General features: G+C 65.7%; 15 protein-coding genes and 1 tRNA gene. 12 read left to right on the plus strand and 4 right to left on the minus strand.

The window, feature by feature from the left end; translation table 11 throughout:
* Position 1: 1 nt before the first annotated feature.
* Entirely contained in the window at positions 2-1,690 is a 1,689-nt protein-coding gene (locus ABIB29_RS01015) for a PspC domain-containing protein (RefSeq protein WP_354169309.1), read from the minus strand.
* Positions 1,691-1,814: 124 nt separating this feature from the next.
* On the opposite strand from ABIB29_RS01015, the gene ABIB29_RS01020 reads away from it, so the two are divergent.
* Positions 1,815-3,227, plus strand: a complete 1,413-nt coding sequence (locus ABIB29_RS01020) for an ATP-binding protein (RefSeq protein WP_354169311.1) — start codon at positions 1,815-1,817, stop codon at positions 3,225-3,227.
* Complete coding sequence (locus tag ABIB29_RS01025) at positions 3,224-3,898, plus strand: LuxR C-terminal-related transcriptional regulator (protein ID WP_354169313.1); 675 nt, start codon at positions 3,224-3,226, stop codon at positions 3,896-3,898. The genes ABIB29_RS01020 and ABIB29_RS01025 overlap by 4 nt, the downstream gene beginning before the upstream one ends.
* A 209-nt stretch (positions 3,899-4,107) precedes the next feature.
* On the opposite strand, the gene ABIB29_RS01030 is transcribed toward ABIB29_RS01025, so the two are convergent.
* On the minus strand, positions 4,108-5,325 hold the full coding sequence (locus ABIB29_RS01030; protein ID WP_354169315.1) for a pyridoxal phosphate-dependent aminotransferase: 1,218 nt from the start codon (positions 5,323-5,325) through the stop codon (positions 4,108-4,110).
* A gap of 262 nt (positions 5,326-5,587) precedes the next feature.
* Here ABIB29_RS01030 and ABIB29_RS01035 point away from each other — a divergent pair.
* From ABIB29_RS01035 to rplL, 9 genes are all read left to right on the plus strand, one after another.
* A tRNA-Trp gene (locus tag ABIB29_RS01035) sits at positions 5,588-5,660 on the plus strand.
* A 78-nt stretch (positions 5,661-5,738) separates the two neighbouring features.
* Positions 5,739-6,023, plus strand: coding sequence for a preprotein translocase subunit SecE (gene secE, locus ABIB29_RS01040; protein WP_354169317.1), 285 nt, complete (start codon positions 5,739-5,741; stop codon positions 6,021-6,023).
* Positions 6,024-6,138: 115 nt separating this feature from the next.
* Complete coding sequence (gene nusG, locus ABIB29_RS01045; RefSeq protein WP_354169319.1) at positions 6,139-6,987, plus strand: transcription termination/antitermination protein NusG; 849 nt, start codon at positions 6,139-6,141, stop codon at positions 6,985-6,987.
* 130 nt (positions 6,988-7,117) lie between these two features.
* A complete protein-coding gene (gene rplK / locus ABIB29_RS01050; RefSeq protein WP_024365990.1) occupies positions 7,118-7,549 on the plus strand; it encodes a 50S ribosomal protein L11 in 432 nt (143 codons plus the stop codon).
* A gap of 141 nt (positions 7,550-7,690) precedes the next feature.
* Positions 7,691-8,398, plus strand: a complete 708-nt coding sequence (gene rplA / locus ABIB29_RS01055) for a 50S ribosomal protein L1 (RefSeq protein ID WP_104172017.1) — start codon at positions 7,691-7,693, stop codon at positions 8,396-8,398.
* Between the two features lie 93 nt (positions 8,399-8,491).
* The gene (locus ABIB29_RS01060; RefSeq protein WP_354169321.1) at positions 8,492-9,601 is read left to right on the plus strand and encodes a GNAT family N-acetyltransferase; all 1,110 of its coding nucleotides are present in this window, start codon (positions 8,492-8,494) and stop codon (positions 9,599-9,601) included.
* Positions 9,602-9,724: 123 nt separating this feature from the next.
* Positions 9,725-10,834, plus strand: coding sequence for a GNAT family N-acetyltransferase (locus ABIB29_RS01065; protein ID WP_354169323.1), 1,110 nt, complete (start codon positions 9,725-9,727; stop codon positions 10,832-10,834).
* A gap of 309 nt (positions 10,835-11,143) precedes the next feature.
* Positions 11,144-11,752, plus strand: a complete 609-nt coding sequence (gene rplJ / locus ABIB29_RS01070) for a 50S ribosomal protein L10 (RefSeq protein ID WP_354169324.1) — start codon at positions 11,144-11,146, stop codon at positions 11,750-11,752.
* 73 nt (positions 11,753-11,825) lie between these two features.
* Positions 11,826-12,200 (plus strand): 50S ribosomal protein L7/L12, encoded by a 375-nt coding sequence (gene rplL, locus ABIB29_RS01075; protein ID WP_024365995.1) that lies wholly within the window; start codon positions 11,826-11,828, stop codon positions 12,198-12,200.
* 256 nt (positions 12,201-12,456) lie between these two features.
* On the opposite strand, the gene ABIB29_RS01080 is transcribed toward rplL, so the two are convergent.
* Entirely contained in the window at positions 12,457-12,984 is a 528-nt protein-coding gene (locus tag ABIB29_RS01080) for an aminoacyl-tRNA deacylase (RefSeq protein ID WP_502915528.1), read from the minus strand.
* 5 nt (positions 12,985-12,989) lie between these two features.
* Positions 12,990-14,189 carry an acetyl-CoA C-acetyltransferase gene (locus ABIB29_RS01085; RefSeq protein WP_354169326.1) on the minus strand — a complete coding sequence of 400 codons (1,200 nt, stop codon included), beginning with the start codon at positions 14,187-14,189 and terminating at the stop codon, positions 12,990-12,992.
* Positions 14,190-14,589: 400 nt separating this feature from the next.
* Here ABIB29_RS01085 and rpoB point away from each other — a divergent pair, with 400 nt between their 5' ends.
* A complete protein-coding gene (gene rpoB / locus ABIB29_RS01090) occupies positions 14,590-18,108 on the plus strand; it encodes a DNA-directed RNA polymerase subunit beta (protein WP_354169328.1) in 3,519 nt (1,172 codons plus the stop codon).
* Positions 18,109-18,188 lie beyond the last annotated feature (80 nt).

Consider the following 18,188-nt stretch of genomic DNA (forward strand, 5'->3'; position numbering starts at 1 on the left):
GTCAGTTCCCTTCCCTGATGGTGACGTTGCTGAAAGTACCGTCGATCTCCACGATCAGCGTCTCTCCCGGCTTGTCGGTGTTGTAGTTGCTCTGCTGGGTGGTCATGCCACCGTGGTTCTGACTGCCCTCATTGAGGTTGCCCATGGTCATGTCGGCGCGGATCTGCACCGGAACGGTGTCCGGGATGACCACCGTGAGGTTGCTCGCCGTCGCGTCGATGGGGACCACCAGGTCGGCCCTCAGCGGCGGGTTGATCGCGAGCCTCGTCAGGTCCACGGTCCCGGTCCCGGCTGTGATGTCGAAACCACCCCGGGCCTGCTCGATGCTCACCGGTGACCAGTCGGCGTTCTGCGGGCGGAATCGGTCGCCGTTCGGAAGCGCGCTGTAAATGCCGCCAACGATCAGGGTCACCACCGCGAAGAATCCGAGGACGCCCGAGGTGCGGCCCCTGAGGCCGGCGAAGAGGATGCCGAGACCCAGGACCACCGCGGCGCTGGCCCAGACGACAGCGTTGCTGGAGGTGCCAAGCTCGATCACGTTCGCGACGTCGAGGGCCTTGAGGCCGCCGCCCACCAGCAGGGCGAGGCCGGCGGTGACTGCGACGGCGGGGGCGCCGGGGCCGAAGTTCCGGATCTTGTCCGGCGGGACGGGGCCGCCCCCGGGTACCGGCCGGTAGCCGCCCCCTGGGGGAGGGGTGGGACCGGCGGGCGGAGGCGTACCCCAGCCCGGGCCGGAAACCGTTGACCCGCCGTAGCGGGGCAGCGTCTCCGCGCCGCGGTAGCCGGTCGCGGCGTAGGAAGCCGTCGGTGTTGACGGGTTTGTCGGTGTGATCGGTGTCGACGGTGTCGACGGTGTTGACGGGTTCGGGTTCGGCGGGTAGCCGGGGTTTGCCGGGCCGCCGGACTGGGGGCTCGAGGACATCGGGGTGACTCCGTTCCGGGAGTTGTTGCGCTGTGTCAGGTAGTAGATGAGGTAGATGGCGCCAGCTACCCAGACGACGGTCCAGACGAGGGCGCCGAAGCCGTAGCGGTCCCAGCCCCAGACGCCGGTGCCCAGGGATGGGAAGCCAATGATGGTGGTGATCAGGGCACCGGTCATCCCGGACGACCAGCGGCCGGCGGCGGCCTCCTGGACATGGATGCGGCCGTCCGGTTCGGGCAGGAGGGCCCAGGCGATGCCGTACAGGAGGACACCGACGCCGGCGAAGACCGTCAGGACAATCAGGATGCCGCGGACAATCAGCGGGTCGACGCCCAGGCGCTGGGCGATGCCTTTGGCGACGCCCCCGACCCAGCGCTCGCGGCCACGGTACACACCCTGGCTGCGGATCCAGTCGAAGAAATTCTGCGGCTGGCTGCCGGCAGGTGGGGGTGTCGGGCCGTAGTAGTACGGCGGCGGAGGCGGCGGGGGTGGCGGCGTGCCACCAGCCCCAGCGCCGGGCCCGCCAGCCGAAAAGTCCAGGGGGAGGGTCGCGGAAGTATCCGGCGGAAGAGCGTCGGAGGTGTCTGCCGCGGGGGGCTGGTCCGCGGCGGAACCGCGGGTGGCGTCGGCGCCGGCGCTGGCCGGAAAGTCCAAGGGGAGCGTCGCGGAAGTATCCAGCGGAAGGGTGGCGGACGTGTCTGCCGTCTGCCCGGCTTTGCGGCCCGCCGGGTCGGGGCCTTCATCGGGGTGCTCAGTGTGCGGATTCATACTTCGATCCTCCCGTCCGCTAAGGATCCGCTCTACTGGGGAACACCCTGAACTGTCCCTGAGTCACCCCCGGTTAGGGCTGCAAACGGGTCCGGGGCACCCTGATCCATGCTTGGATTGAGTCATGACAACCGCCGCTTCGCGCCCGCCGCTGGTCCGCGGCAGCGATCGGGTGATTGCCGGGGTCTGTGCCGGCCTCGCCCAGCACCTGGGCTGGCCGGTGCGTATGGTCCGCCTCGGCATGGCGTTGGCCGCGCTCGCCGGCGGCGCCGGCGTCGCCTTCTACGCCTGGCTCTGGATCATGGTTCCCACCGCGGACGAAAGCGCCAAGCGCGACGCCCGCCAGCCGGCGTCGCCGATTGCCCCGGCCGTCAGCGCACCGTTCGCGGCCCCCTTGGCCGGGCCTGCCGGCCCCCTCACGGCGGCCTCGTTGCCGGGACCGGCCGCAGCCGCGGGCAACGCAGCCGGGGGAGCGGCGGCCGCACCGGCCGGGGCGGTTGCTGCCGACTCCTGGCAGAGCCGTGTCACCGGCGTGCGCTACGGCAAGGAGATTCTGCTAGGGGCGGGTCTGCTGCTGGCTGCCGGCATCCTGATCGCCCGCCTGCTCGGTGTTGATGTTCCGCTCGGGACCCTCATCCCGGTGGCGGCCATTCTGGGCGGCGCCGCCATCGCCTGGATGCAACTGGACGAGACCCGCAGGGCCGGCCTCGTGGACAAGACCAAAGCCGACCAGGCAGGTGGCTGGGCCCGGCTTGCGGCCGGGCTGGCCCTCGTCGTGACCGGTGTCCTGGTCATGGTGTCCGGCTCCGGGTCCTGGGAACAGACCTGGCTGGCCCTGCTGTCCTCGGTGGCGGTGCTCGGGGGAGTGGCCCTGGTCCTCCTGCCCTGGGGGCTGAAATTCTGGCGGGACCTGGAGGCGGAGCGGGCCGGCCGGGTCCGCGCAACCGAGCGGGCCGAGATCGCCGCCCACCTGCACGACTCCGTGCTGCAGACGCTGGCCCTGATCCAGCGCCGCGCCGGCAACGAGACCGACGTCGTCCGCCTTGCCCGCGCCCAGGAGCGCGAGCTGCGGGGCTGGCTTTACCGGGATCCGGCCAAGGAAGCCGGGCAGCTGTCCGAGGGCATCAAGACCGCGGCGGCGGAAGTGGAGGACTCCCTTGGCCGCGCGGTGGAGGTGGTCACGGTGGGCGATTCCGCCATGACCGAACGCCACGAGGCACTCGTCCAGGCCGCCCGGGAGGCCATGCTGAACGCGGCCCGGCACGGCGGCGGCGCCGTATCGGTGTACCTGGAAGTCACCGACGGCGCGGCGGAGGTCTTCGTGAAGGACCGCGGTCCCGGCTTCGATCCGGACGCCGTCCCCGCTGACCGGATGGGAATCCGCGAATCGATTGTCGGCCGGATGAACCGCCACGGCGGCACGGCCACCATCACCAGCACCCAGGACGGCACCGAGGTGCGGCTCAGGCTGCCCCTCCCCACGGGAGCGCCCGCCGGCGCCACCACCAGCAACAGCAACGGAGAGGCAAGACTGTGAACAACACCGAAGCGGATCCCCCGGCCCGGGGGATCCGGGTGGTGATCGTGGACGACCACGCCATCTTCCGGTCCGGACTGAAGGCGGACCTGGACCCGGACATCGTCGTCGCCGGCGAGGCCGGAACGGTCGAGGACGCCGTCGCGGTGATCGCTGCCGTGCGTCCCGACGTCGTGCTCCTCGATGTCCACCTGCCGGGAGGACTCGGCGGCGGCGGACGCGAAGTGCTGGCCGGTTCCGCGCCCTTGCTGGGCAGCACCCGGTTCCTGGCCCTGAGCGTCTCGGACGCGGCCGAGGACGTCGTCTCGGTGATCCGGGCCGGGGCCCGCGGCTACGTCACCAAGACCATCTCCGGAACACAAATTTCCGACGCCGTCCGCCGCGTCGCCGGCGGGGACGCCGTCTTCTCGCCCCGGCTGGCGGGTTTTGTGCTGGATGCCTTCGGTACCGCCCCGGCCGACATTGCCGACGACGAGCTGGACAGGCTCTCCGCCCGCGAGCTCGAAGTGATGCGGCTCATCGCCCGCGGCTACAGCTACAAGGAAGTCGCGAAGGAGCTGTTCATCTCGATCAAGACCGTGGAGACCCACGTCTCGGCGGTGTTGCGCAAACTCCAGCTCTCCAGCCGGCACGAACTCACCCGCTGGGCCGCCGAACGCCGGCTCCTCTAACGCACCCAACCCTCCCGCAGGTCCGGCGGCTGTACGTCCGACGCTCCCGCAGGTTCGGCGGCTGTACGTCGAACGCTCCCTCACCCCTGCGCTGCACAGGTGAGGGAGCGTTGATGTTTTACCCGCCTGAGGTGAGGGAGCGTTGGTGTTTTACCCGCCTGAGGTGAGGGAGCGTTGGTGTTTTACCCGCCAAACGTGAGGGAGGGCTGCTACTTCGCCTTGCCGAGGAAGTCCTGCAGCCGGGCGACGCCGGTGGCGAGGTCCTCGTCGCCCAGGGCGTAGGAGAGGCGCAGGTAGCCGGAGGGGCCAAAAGCCTCGCCAGGAACCACGGCCACTTCGACCTCTTCCAGGATCAGCGTGGCCAGCTCCGCCGACGTCGACGGCCGGACGGGACCGTTCGCGGCGGGGAACTCCTTGCCGAGCAGGGCACGGACGTCCGCGTAGACGTAGAAGGCGCCCTTCGGCGTCGGGCATTCGACACCCTCGATCGCATTCAGCCCGGCCACGATGGCTTTGCGGCGGCGGTCGAAGGCGACTTTCATCTCGTCGACGGCGGTCAGCGGCCCGGACACGGCGGCGAGGGCGGCCATCTGCGGGATGTTGGAGACGTTGGACGTGGCGTGCGACTGAAGGTTGGTGGCGGCCTTGATGACGTCGGCCGGACCGATCATCCAGCCCACGCGCCAGCCGGTCATGGCATAGGTCTTGGCAACACCGTTGAGGATGACAACCTTGTCACCCAGCTCGGGGACGGCCGTGGCAATCGAGGTGAACGGCACGCCGTCGTAGGTCAAGTGCTCATAGATCTCATCCGTGACCACCCACAGGCCCTTGGCGGCGGCCCACTGGCCGATTTCCCTGACCTGCTCCGGCATGTACACGGCGCCGGTGGGGTTGGAGGGGGAGACGAAGAGCAGGATCTTGGTGCGGTCCGTGAGGGCTGCCTCGAGCTGCGCCACCGTGACCAGGTATTCCTGCTCCGGTCCGGCGAAGACCTCGACCGGCACGCCTCCCGCGAGCCGGATGGCCTCCGGGTAGGTGGTCCAGAACGGCGTGGGCACAATGACCTCGTCGCCCGGATCAAGCAGGGTGGCGAAGGTGTTGTACACGGCCTGCTTGCCGCCGTTGGTGACCAGCACCTGGGCTGCCTCGGCCTTGTAACCGGAATCCCGGAACGTCTTGTCCGCGATCGCCTGCTTCAGCTCCGGCAGGCCACCCGCCGGCGAATAGCGGTGGTACTTGGGCTGGCCGGCGGCTTCGATGGCTGCCTGCACGATGTAATCGGGGGTCGGGAAGTCCGGCTCGCCGGCGCCGAAGCCGATGACTGGGCGGCCCGCCGCCTTCAGCGCCTTCGCCTTGGCATCAACAGCCAATGTGGCGGATTCGGCTATGGCGGAAATTCGCTGTGAAATGCGGGCGGCAGGCATCGCGGGTCCATTCTTCGCTAGCAGCTTCGGTGGTTGTTTGTGGGATTCGACGGAACCTACTCTATGCTGTTCACCGGATCGTCCGCGGTGCCGGGATGGAAATGTGACTGCATGTTCATCAGAGGGTTTCGGGGGTCCGTGAGGGCCGGTTCGACGTAGGCGCAGTTGTTGCGTAGACTGGTTCTCCGGTGTTGAAAACACGATGATGGTCTGCGCCTCAGGGAAGTCTGGGGAATCGGGCCGGAACCGGTTTTCGATCCATAGGGTAGTGGCGCAATTGGTAGCGCAGCGGTCTCCAAAACCGCAGGTTGCAGGTTCGAGTCCTGTCTGCCCTGCGCAAGCTGTTTCGGTTTCTCCGGAACAAGCGCAGCAACCATGGTTCAGTTCAGAGCCGGGTATCCGACATTGCGAGGATGAGTGAGGACCAGGTGACCGAAACGGCTGCAAGCAGCTCCAGTGGCCGCCCCGCCAAGAATGCCCCCAAGGCAGGCTTCTTCTCTCGAATCGCGCTCTTCGTCCGCCAGGTCATCGGCGAGCTGAAGAAGGTCGTTGCACCGACCCGCAAGGAACTGATCAACTACACCCTCGTGGTGCTGGTGTTCGTGGTCATCATGATGCTCATCGTCACCCTGCTGGATCTGGCCTTCGGGACCGGAGTGGGCTGGGTCTTCGGCGGCACGGGCCCCACGGACAGCTAAGGCGACCGGTCCGCAGACTGCGTGGATTGCCACCGGGATTCCGGAGGTTCCGCGGGGTGTGCGGAATTGAGTCATTTAAATAGGCATGTTTAGCAATGAGGAAGCAGGAGACCAAGTGTCTGAGCAGGAGCTCGAGGTAACTGAGACTGAGCTGGATAAGAGCCAGGACGCCGCGGTGGAAGCCGGGGAAGAGTCCGAGGCTGTGTCTGCTGCGCCCGAATCCGACGTCGCTGACGAGGCCGTTGACACGGCAGAGACCGCCGCTGACGAGTCCGCCGAGGTTGACGTGGCAGACGCCGACGCCGGCGAGGAAGCCGATGACGAGTCGGGCGACGCACTGGCCGCTGCTGCCGCCGCCGCCGAGGTCGATCCGGCCGACGAGTTCAAGGCCAAGCTGCGCCGCCAGGAAGGTGACTGGTACGTCATTCACTCCTACGCCGGCTACGAGAACCGCGTCAAGGCCAACCTGGAAACCCGCATCCAGACCTTGGACATGGAAGATTACATCTTCGAAATCCAGGTTCCGATGGAGGAAGTCGTTGAGATCAAGAATGCTCAGCGCAAGGTCATCAACCGCGTCCGCATCCCCGGTTACGTCCTGGTCCGCATGGACCTGACGGATGCCTCCTGGGGCGCCGTCCGCCACACCCCCGGCGTCACCGGCTTCGTGGGCAACGCCCACAACCCGGTCCCGCTGCGCCTCGACGAGGTCTTCTCCATGCTCGCCCCGGTCTTCGAAGAAGAGCAGGCCGAGAAGGGCAAGCCGGTCAAGCACGCTGCCGCGCACGTCGACGTCGACTTCGAGGTCGGCGAATCCGTCATCGTCAAGGAAGGTCCCTTCGAGACCCTTCCGGCCACGATCTCGGAAATCAAGGTGGACTCCCAGACCCTTGTGGTGCTGGTCTCCATCTTCGAACGCGAGACCCCGGTCACGCTGGCCTTCAACCAGGTCAGCAAGATCTAACCACCCCCACAGAATTCGCCCCGGACTGCCCGCTTTAGCAGCCAGGGGCGGCCGGCCGCCTCGCCATGGCGGCCAACAACCTGAGGCACGCTCCTGTGTCCCAGGACGTAATTGAGAGAAGGACCCTACATTGGCTCCCAAGAAGAAGGTCACCGGCCTCATCAAGCTGCAGATCCAGGCAGGTGCCGCTAACCCGGCCCCGCCGATCGGTCCTGCGCTTGGCCAGCACGGTGTCAACATCATGGAATTCTGCAAGGCGTACAACGCTGCGACGGAAGCCCAGCGCGGCAACGTTATTCCGGTGGAAATCACGGTCTACGAGGACCGTTCATTCACGTTCATCACCAAGACCCCGCCGGCCGCGGAGCTCATCAAGAAGGCTGCAGGCGTTGCCAAGGGTTCACCGACCCCGCACACCGTCAAGGTTGCCAAGCTGACCCAGGCCCAGGTCAACGAGATCGCCACCACCAAGATGGAAGACCTCAACGCCACCAGCCTGGAAGGCGCCGCGAAGATCATCGCCGGCACCGCCCGTTCCATGGGTATCACCGTCGAAGGCTAATAGCCTTTTTCCGCCGGGCAACCGGCACCACCTAAACATTGAGATGTTGAAAATCCGGGACGGACAAACCGTTCGGAGTTCCAACTGTGGCAGGGCCCAGCGCGGTCCGCAGACCACAACTGCACAAGGAGAATAAGCAGCATGGCAAAGCGCAGCAAAGCATATGAGGCAGCCGCAGCCAAGATCGACGCGGAGAAGTTCTACGCGCCGTTCGAGGCAGTGACGCTGGCCAAGGACACCAACCCGTCCAAGTTCGACGCCACCGTTGAGGTTGCTTTCCGCCTGGGTGTAGACCCGCGTAAGGCTGACCAGATGGTCCGCGGCACCGTCAACCTGCCGCACGGCACCGGTAAGGTCGCCCGCGTCCTCGTCTTCGCAACGGGCGACAAGGCTGAGGCAGCAATCGCAGCCGGCGCCGACTTCGTTGGTTCCGATGACCTGATCGAAAAGATCGCAGCCGGCTGGACCGACTTCGACGCCGCCGTCGCCACCCCTGACCTCATGGGCAAGGTTGGCCGCCTCGGTAAGGTCCTGGGTCCGCGTAACCTGATGCCGAACCCGAAGACCGGCACCGTGACCGCTGACGTCGCCAAGGCCGTCAACGACATCAAGGGCGGCAAGATCGACTTCCGCGTCGACAAGCACTCGAACCTGCACTTCATCATCGGCAAGGTTTCCTTCGACGCCCTCAAGCTGGCCGAGAACTACGCAGCCGCTCTGGAAGAGGTCCTCCGCCTCAAGCCGTCCGCTTCCAAGGGCCGCTACATCCAGAAGGCCACCGTCGCCACGACGTTTGGCCCGGGCATCTCGGTTGACCCCAACGTCACCAAGGTCCTGACCGAGGTCTAAGCTTCACCTTTTTTGCAGTAGGCAACAGGAAGACCGTCCCGCATCCGCGGGGCGGTCTTTTCTGCGTTCCGGGGCGCCGGTTAGGCTGTCCCGGTGACAGCCGCGCCGTACCGCATCGAACGCCTCGTGCTTCCGGACGCCCCCGGTTCCCCGGACGCCGGAAATTTCCTCCAGTTCAGCAAGCTCAGCGACGCCCTGGTGCTGGAGACCTGGGGCAACCTGGACCGCGCCACCCCGACCGGGGCCCGGCTCCGGTACTGGAGGGACGACGCCTACAAGCGCATGCAGCTTTTCTTCGTCCGTGTCGGCGGCCGGATGGTCGCGCGGTCCTGGATACGTTATGAGCTCCAGGACAACCTGGGGAGCGCGCTCGTCCATGTGGACGTCCTGAACGACTTCGCCGGGCGCGGGATCGGACGGACCCTGCTGGCCCATGCCGAGGCGCTGGCGGCCGCAGACGGCCGCACCGTCCTGATGACGTTCACTGAGCATCCCGCCGATTTCGACGCCGAGGGCCCGGACGTCCTCCGGCCCGCCACCGGTACCGGCGCGCTGCCGGCGACCGCGCGTGCGGTCCGCTTCGCGCAGCAGGCGGGCTACCAACTGGAGCAGGTGGAGCGGTTTAGCTCCCTGGCCGTGCCGCCGGCACCGGCGTTGCTGGACGCCCTGGACCGGGAGGCGCTGGCCAGGGCGGACGCGTACGAGCTGCTCACCTGGACCGACCATTGCCCGGAGGCGTACGTGGAGCAAATGGCCGTGCTGATGTCCCGGATGAGCACGGACGCGCCGACCGGAGGGCTTAGCTACGGCGAAGAGACCTGGGACGCCGCCCGCGTCCGGCACGTTGAGGAGACCTGGAAGCAGGCCGGAAACACCTCGCTCGTCACCGCCGCCCGGCACCGCGAACGGGACGAACTGGCGGCCTACACCGTGCTCGAGCTGGCGCCCGGCAAACCGTGGCTGGCGGACCAGGACGACACCCTGGTCGCGGCAAGCCACCGCGGGCACCGCCTGGGAATGCTGGTGAAAATCCGCAACCTGCGCCGCCTGCTCGCCGGGTACCCGGCGGTGGAACGCGTCATCACGTTCAACGCCGCGGAGAACGACCATATGCTCGCCATCAACGTGGCGCTCGGTTTCCGGCCCGCAGGCTACGACGGCGAATGGCAGCGGAGAGTCGACGCCACCGGCCGCGGATCGTAGTGGTACCTGCGCAGGTCACCGATGGAACGCCGGCGCAAACCGGCATATGCTGACGGTGGAACCCTGTTAGTGCAGGAAATCCGGTACCCGTAGATGGCAGAACAGCTGGGGATGATGCCCGTTATGGCAAACGACGTACGGATTGAACAGCTGTGGATCCCCGATTCGCTGGACGGGCCGGACGCCGCCGACTTCATTGCCGCCGTCGAAGTGGGCCGCAAGGTGCGCATGCAAACGTGGGGCAGCGACGATCTGGCGTACGCGCCGCGGGAGAAGTTGCTCGAAATGGCTGACCCCTACGAGCGCCAGGTGATTCTCGTGGCCAGGATTGGCGGGGAGATCGTCGGAACAGTGGATATCGCGCTGCCTCTCTCGGAGAACCTCGACATGGCCGAATTCGATCTGGACGTCCTGCCGGAGTTCCAGGGCCGGGGCGTCGGCCGGCGACTGATTGAGGCTGCGGAGCACTTCGCCCGCGACGAGGGCCGCCACACCATCCTGATCGACACGAACCATCCGAGGTCCTCGCTGGGGGACAGTGAAGCCGGCCAGCTGGTGCCCGGCACTGGCCTCGGCTTCGTGCCGGTGAACAGCCGGGAGGTGGAGTTCGCCCGCCACAGCGGCTACACCCTCCAGCACATCGAGCAATTCAGTGCCTGCGCGCTGCCGTTGGACAGCGAGCTCGTGGAGGAGCTGCATACCGAGGCCGGGGAAGCCAACGGCGGCCGCTACCGCCTGCACCATTGGACGGACCGGTGCCCGGAGCAGTGGCTTGAGGCTGTCGCGGCGCTGGAAAACAGTGCGGGCGAAGACGGCGTGCCCGGGGTCGACGACACGGACATGGTGTTCGACGGCGGCATCCTCCGTGAGGCGGAAGACGTCGCCATCGCGCAGGGCCGCCGGACGGTGGTCACCGCCGTCGAACACATTGACAGCGGTGTACTCGTTGGCCTGACCACCATCAGCGTCCTCGCGATGCGCCCCGACGTCGTGTTCCAGGACGATACCGTGGTCCTGCGGGAGCACCGCGGCAACAAGCTGGGCCTGCTGATCAAGGTCGCGAACATGGAGCGGCTCTCCGAGCAGTTCCCGGATGCCCGGGTCCTCTACACCTGGAACGCACCCGAAAACCGGTACCTGCTCCAGGTCAACCTGCAGCTGGGGTTCAAGACCGCCGGGGTGACGGGTATCTGGCAGAAGGAACTCCCGGATTTCAGCCCCAGCAGTAGCTGAACCGCACCCCGGGGGCCCGATTTGGAGCACACGCCCCGGGTCGCGTAAGCTGGGGGGACCAAAGACCGTCGGTTGTTGGAAATCCACTCTCCCAAGCAAGACTCACTTCTGCAGTCGCGCCGGGAGAGCCAGTGGATCTCCAGACGAAGGACCCTGAACATAGGGCGGCCGGCGCAGGTGAACGAAGCAAAGCTCCGCAGTCATGGACTGCGTCGAGACAAGCCCCGTGCATCTGCGCGGGGCGTTTTTAGTTTTTAGCTCTTTTGAGCGGGGACCGGAAACACCGGCACTATCCCCGGAAGGAGGGTTATGGCAACGCCTAGCAAGGTTTCAGCAGTAGCTGAGATCACTAACGATTTCAAGGAATCGAACGCCGCTGTCCTGACCGAATACCGTGGGCTCACCGTTGCACAGCTCAAGCAGCTGCGTGTCTCTCTCGGCCAGGACACCAAGTTCTCGGTCGTCAAGAACACCCTGACCGCCATTGCAGCCAAGGAAGCTGGTGTCGAAGCATTCGACGGCCAGCTCGCCGGCCCCACTGCAATCGCGTTCATCAAGGGTGACGCAGTTGCCGCTGCCAAGAGCCTGACGGATTTTGCCAAGACCAACAAGCAGCTGGTTATCAAGACCGGTTACTTCGAGGGCAAGGCACTGAACGCCAGCGAAGTTGCTGCCCTGGCAGCACTCGAGTCCCGCGAGCTGCAGCTTGCCAAGGTTGCAGGCATCCTCAAGGCTCCTGCTGCCGCTGCTGTCCGCATCATCGACGCACTGCGCCTCAAGCTTGAAGAAGAGAACGGTGCACCGGCTGAAGCCGAAGCGCCCGCCGCTGACGAAGCCCCGGCCGACGCAGCAGCTGAAGCTCCGGCTGACGCCGCCGCTGACGCTCCGGCCGACGCTGCAGCCCCCGAAGAGAACTAACTCTCTAAACCAGACTCCGGTGCGAAGGCACGGCTCCGGCCGCCGAGCACCACTATAGGAAGGACGCCACACCATGGCGAAGCTCACCAACGAAGAGCTCATTGAAGCTTTCAAGGAACTGACCATCATCGAACTCTCTGAGTTCGTCAAGCTCTTCGAAGAGACCTTCGAAGTTACGGCTGCTGCTGTTGCAGTTGCTGGCCCCGCTGCCGGCGGCGCTGCAGAAGAAGAAGAGCAGACCGCATTCGACGTCATCCTGGAGCACCCGGGCGACAAGAAGATTGCAGTCATCAAGGAAGTTCGCGCGATCACTTCCCTGGGCCTCAAGGAAGCCAAGGACGTTGTTGACAGCGCTCCGAAGGCCATCCTCGAAGGTGTCACCAAGGAAGCTGCCGAGAAGGCTGTTGCACAGCTCGAAGAAGCCGGCGCTCGCGTTACCCTCAAGTAACTCGCCGCTTCAGGAACTGTCCGGGAACCCCGCGTTCCCGTTCTGCTCCGGAAACCCCGTCCACTCCGGTGGGCGGGGTTTCCTGCGTTAAGGCCCGAGCGGAACCCAGCAGGTCTGAGCACGCCCAGCCGCCCCGCCACCAGCAACGTGGGGTCACTTACGGCCCATCCGGACGCCCGGAAGGGGCCGCAAGTGACCCCGCGTTGTTTGTTAACCCGGGGGAGTTAACCCGCGCGGGCTAGATGGTTCGGGTGTGTCAGTTTGGTTCGGAGATGTCCGCGACGACGGCTGCGAGGGCGGCGGTCAAGGCGTCGGCGTCCACGAAGGCGCTGTAGCCGTGCTCCCCGGCACCCATCGATATCCTGCGACCGGTGATGCTCCGGTCCGCATAGACCGGCCAGGCGACGGTGCTTCCGAGCGGAGTGATGGTGCCGCGCTCGTAGCCCGTGGCGGCCAGGGCCACGTCCGCGGTCGGAAGGGACAGCTTGTTTACCCCGATCAGCGCGCGGAGCTTGGGCCAGGAGATCTGCCGGTCGCCGGGAATCAGGGCGAACAGGAAACTGCCGTCCTTGTGTTTGACCACCAGGGACTTCACGATGTCCCCGGGCTGGATCCCCAGGATCCGGGCCGCCTCCACCAGGCTATTCGCGGCCAGGCGCTCCACGAGCTGGACGCTGAGGCCGCGGGCGGCGGCGTCGGCCAGGAACCGCTCGCGGCCGGTGGCGCCACCACCACCGGCGGTCCCGCCACTTTTCAGTCCCTGCCCGGGCACGGGGTCCGGCACGGCGCTCAGTCGCGGAACAGCAGGAGCGCTTCGCCCTGGCCGCCACCGCCGCACAGGGACACCGCAGCCTTGCCGGCACCGCGCCGTTTCAGCTCGTGCGCCGCGTGCAGGGCAAGCCGGGCACCGGAGGCACCGATCGGGTGGCCCATCGCGATCGCGCCGCCATGGATGTTGCACTTCTCCAGCGGGTAGTCGAGGTCCTTGAGCGACTGAACGGCGACGGAGCCGAAGGCCTCGTTGATCTCGATGAAGTCCAGGTCCGCGGCGGACCAGCCGGCCTTGTCCAGCGCGCTCTTGATCGCGTTGGCGGGCTGGGAGTGCAGCGAGTTGTCCGGACCGGCCACCTGCCCGGGTTTCCCGACGACGGCAAGGTACTCCAGGCCGTTGTCCGCGGCAAACTTCCGCGAGGACAGCACCAGGGCGGAGGCGCCGTCGGACAGGGGAGAGGAGTTGCCGGCGGTGATGGTGCCGTCCGTGACGAACGCCGCCCGCAGCCCGGCCAGCGAACTGACGGTCGTGTCCGGCCGGATGCCCTCATCCGCAGCCAGGATGACCGGTTCCCCCTTGCGCTGCTTGACGCTGATCGGGGCGATTTCGCCGTCGAACACGCCGTCCTTGGCGGCACGGGCGGCGCGCTGGTGGGACGCTGCCGCCACCTCGTCCTGGGACGTCCGGTCGATCCCCAGCGTGAGGTTCTTGGTCTCGGTAGACAGGCCCATCGACTGCCCGTCGAAGGCGTCGGTCAGGCCGTCATGGGCCGCGACGTCGAGCGCCTGGATGGAACCGTAGGTCCAGCCCTGCCGGGACCCGGGGAGCAGGTGCGGTGCGCGGGTCATGGACTCCTGGCCGCCGGCGACGACAACCGTGGCGTCGCCGCTGCGGATCATCCGCGCCGCATCGATCACCGCGGTCAGCCCGGACAGGCAGACCTTGTTGATGGTCACGGTGGGAACGTTCCAGCCGATACCGGCGCCGATGGCGCTCTGGCGGGCGGGGTTCTGGCCTGCCCCGGCCTGCAGCACCTGGCCCATGATCACCGAGTCCACCTGCTCGGCCTTCACTCCGCTGGCGGCCAGCGCTGCGCGGATGGCGTGCGCGCCGAGCTCCACGGCTGTGAAGCTGGCGAGCTGCCCGTTGAGGCGCCCCTGGGGCGTGCGGGCGGCGGCGAGGATGACAACATCATTGTTGTCTGCAGGGTTGCTCATGGTTTTCTCTTCCGATCTTGAACGATGTACAGCAAGGTTATCGTGACCCCGGTCACGGAGCCATCCGCCGGCCGATAGGGCGCCGTAATCCGCGGGCGTTATACCTTATCCGGAAGCCGGGGCCAGTGCTTGCAATCCCGGACGAAGTGGGGTAGACAAGTAGGTTGCTTTGCCGTATCGTAGATATTTGCGTCTTCCCTGTTTACCTTCAGCCTTCATATAGCGGTGGGCTTAGCCTGGCAGCTGCGCCATCAATGTGCCGTCAACAACGGCACCAACATGGCCAGCGCGGGTCCCGGGTCATATAGCGGAACCGGATTGGTAGCACTGCGGAGTCACTCCGCAGGGTGCATAACGGGGGAGAACTGAAAACGCCTGAAGGTCTGTGGAAGGATCCCTCTTGGTCGCCTCGAGCACCTCTAATGTAAACAACGCTGCAACCGCTATCAATGCCGACAGCACCGACGGTGCAACCCGCCGGCTCTCATTCGCAAAGATTCACGAACCTCTTGACGTTCCGAATCTGCTTGCCCTGCAAACGGACAGCTTTGACTGGCTGGTCGGAAACGAACGCTGGCAGGCACGCGTAGCCAAGGCCGTCGAAGAAGGCGACCTCAGCGTCGCCACCTCGTCGGGTCTGTCCGACATCTTCGAAGAGATCTCCCCGATCGAGGATTTCCAGGGCACCATGTCCCTGAGCTTCTCCGAGCCGGAGTTCGCTGATCCGAAGTACACCATGGCCGAGTGCAAGGACCGGGACGCAACGTACTCGGCTCCGCTGTACGTCAAGGCCGAATTCATGAACAACAACACGGGCGAAATCAAGCAGCAGACCGTGTTCATGGGTGACTTCCCGCTGATGACCGAGAAGGGCACCTTCGTCGTCAACGGCACCGAGCGTGTCGTTGTCTCGCAGCTGGTCCGCTCCCCGGGCGCCTACTTTGAGCGCACCGCCGACAAGACCAGCGACAAGGACATCTTCACCGCGAAGATCATCCCGTCCCGCGGCGCCTGGTTCGAACTCGAAATCGACAAGCGCGACCAGGTCGGCGTTCGCCTCGACCGCAAGCGCAAGCAGTCCGTCACGGTGCTGCTGAAGGCCCTCGGCTGGACCGAAGGCCAGATCCTCGAAGAGTTCGGCCAGTACGACTCCATGCGCGCAACGCTGGAGAAGGACGCCACCGAAACCCGCGAAGACGCCTTGCTGGACATCTACCGGAAGCTGCGACCGGGCGAGCCGCCCACGGTCGAGGCTGCCCAGTCCCTGCTGGACAACCTGTACTTCAACTCCAAGCGCTACGATCTGGCCAAGGTCGGCCGCTACAAGATCAACCGCAAGCTCGGCATCGACCGCTCCCTTGGTGACAAGGAAGCGTCTGTCCTGCACGTTGAAGACATCGTCGCCATGATCAAGTTCCTCGTTGCCCTGCACGCCGGTGAGAAGACCCTCACGGGCAAGCGCGACGGCCAGGACCACGAGCTGCGCGTTGAGATCGATGACATCGACCACTTCGGCAACCGCCGCATCCGCGCCGTCGGCGAGCTCATCGAGAACCAGGTCCGCACCGGCCTGTCCCGTATGGAGCGCGTTGTCCGCGAGCGTATGACGACCCAGGACGTCGAGGCCATCACGCCGCAGACGCTGATCAACATCCGCCCCGTCGTGGCAGCGATCAAGGAGTTCTTCGGAACCTCCCAGCTGTCCCAGTTCATGGACCAGAACAACCCGCTGTCGGGTCTGACCCACAAGCGCCGCCTGTCGGCGCTTGGCCCGGGTGGTCTGTCCCGTGACCGTGCAGGCATGGAAGTCCGAGACGTTCACCCGTCCCACTACGGACGTATGTGCCCCATCGAAACTCCTGAAGGCCCGAACATTGGCCTGATCGGTTCGCTGGCTTCCTACGGACGCATCAACCCGTTCGGTTTCATCGAGACCCCCTACCGCCTGGTGGCCGAGGGTGTCGTCTCCGATGAGGTCCAGTACCTCACCGCCGACGACGAAGCAGAGGTCCTGATTGCACAGGCCAACGCTCCGCTCGATCAGAACAAGAAGTTCGCCGAAGAGACCGTCCTGGTCCGCGCCCGTGGTGGTGGAGGCGAGCCCGTGCTGGTTCCCGCCGCCGACGTCGAGTTCATGGACGTTTCCCCGCGCCAGATGGTGTCCGTGGCTACCGCGCTGATCCCGTTCCTCGAGCATGACGATGCTAACCGCGCACTTATGGGTGCCAACATGCAGCGCCAGGCTGTGCCGCTGGTCCGTTCCGAGGCGCCGTTCGTCGGCACCGGCATGGAACGCGCCGCAGCAGTCGACGCCGGTGACGTCACCATCGCGAAGAAGGCCGGTGTGGTCACCGAGGTTTCCGCCGAGCTGGTCATCATGCTCAACGATGACGGCACGGAAACCAACTACCGGATCAACAAGTTCGCCCGCTCCAACCAGGGCAACTGCTACAACAACCGCGTTCTGGTGAGCGAAGGCCAGCGCCTGGAGGTCGGCGGGATCATCGCTGACGGCCCGGCAACGGACCAGGGCGAACTGGCCCTCGGTAAGAACCTGCTCGTGGCATTCATGTCATGGGAAGGCCACAACTTCGAGGATGCCATCATCCTGTCCCAGCGCATCGTGGCTGAGGACGTTCTTTCCTCCATCCACATCGAGGAGCACGAGATCGATGCCCGCGACACCAAGCTTGGTGCCGAGGAAATCACCCGTGACATCCCGAACGTGTCCGAGGAAGTCCTGGCTGGCCTGGACGAGCGTGGCATCATCCACATCGGTGCCGAGGTTGAAGCCGGCGACATCCTGGTCGGAAAGGTCACGCCCAAGGGCGAGACCGAGCTGACCCCGGAAGAGCGCCTGCTGCGCGCCATCTTCGGTGAGAAGTCCCGCGAAGTGCGCGACACCTCCCTGAAGGTTCCGCACGGCGAGTCCGGCACCGTCATCGGTGTCCGCGTCTTCGACCGCGACAACGACGACGAGCTGCCCCCGGGCGTTAACCAGCTGGTCCGCGTCTACGTGGCCGCCAAGCGCAAGATCACCGACGGCGACAAGCTCGCCGGCCGTCACGGCAACAAGGGTGTTATCTCCAAGATCCTCCCGATCGAGGACATGCCCTTCCTTGCCGACGGCACCCCCGTTGATATCGTCCTGAACCCGCTGGGTGTTCCGGGCCGTATGAACGTCGGCCAGGTGCTGGAAACGCACCTCGGCTGGGTTGCCAAGACCGGCTGGAAGATCGAGGGCGAGCCCGAGTGGGTCAAGCAGCTGCCGAACCTGCCGCGCGAGAGTGGCTCGACCACTGTCGCAACGCCGGTCTTCGACGGTGCGCGTGAAGAGGAAATCACTGGTCTCCTAGACTCCACCAACGTCACCCGCGACGGTGTCCGCCTGATCAACTCCTCAGGCAAGACCCGCCTGTTCGACGGCCGCTCCGGCGAGCCGTTCCCGGATCCGATCTCGGTCGGCTACATGTACATCCTGAAGCTCCACCACCTGGTGGACGACAAGATCCACGCGCGCTCCACCGGCCCGTACTCCATGATCACGCAGCAGCCGCTGGGTGGTAAGGCACAGTTCGGTGGCCAGCGCTTCGGTGAAATGGAAGTGTGGGCGCTCGAAGCTTACGGCGCCGCCTACACGCTCCAGGAGCTCCTCACGATCAAGTCGGATGACATCCATGGTCGTGTGAAGGTCTACGAAGCCATCGTCAAGGGCGAGAACATCCCCGAACCGGGCGTTCCTGAGTCCTTCAAGGTCTTGATCAAGGAAATGCAGTCGCTGTGCCTGAACGTGGAAGTTCTTTCCACGGACGGAACCACAATTGAAATGCGTGACTCTGATGACGCAGTCTTCACGGCTGCGGAAGAACTGGGCATCGATCTGTCTCGTGCAGAGCCCAGTTCCGTAGAAGAGGTTTAGCAGAGGGTGTACGACGGCGGGTTCCCACCCGCCGTCGTACACCACCTCCCTCTTCCCGTAACCCAAGACTTCAGAATTTA

It is taken from the genome of Arthrobacter sp. UYEF36 (genome assembly GCF_040547025.1).
Taxonomy (GTDB): Bacteria; Actinomycetota; Actinomycetes; order Actinomycetales; family Micrococcaceae; genus Arthrobacter.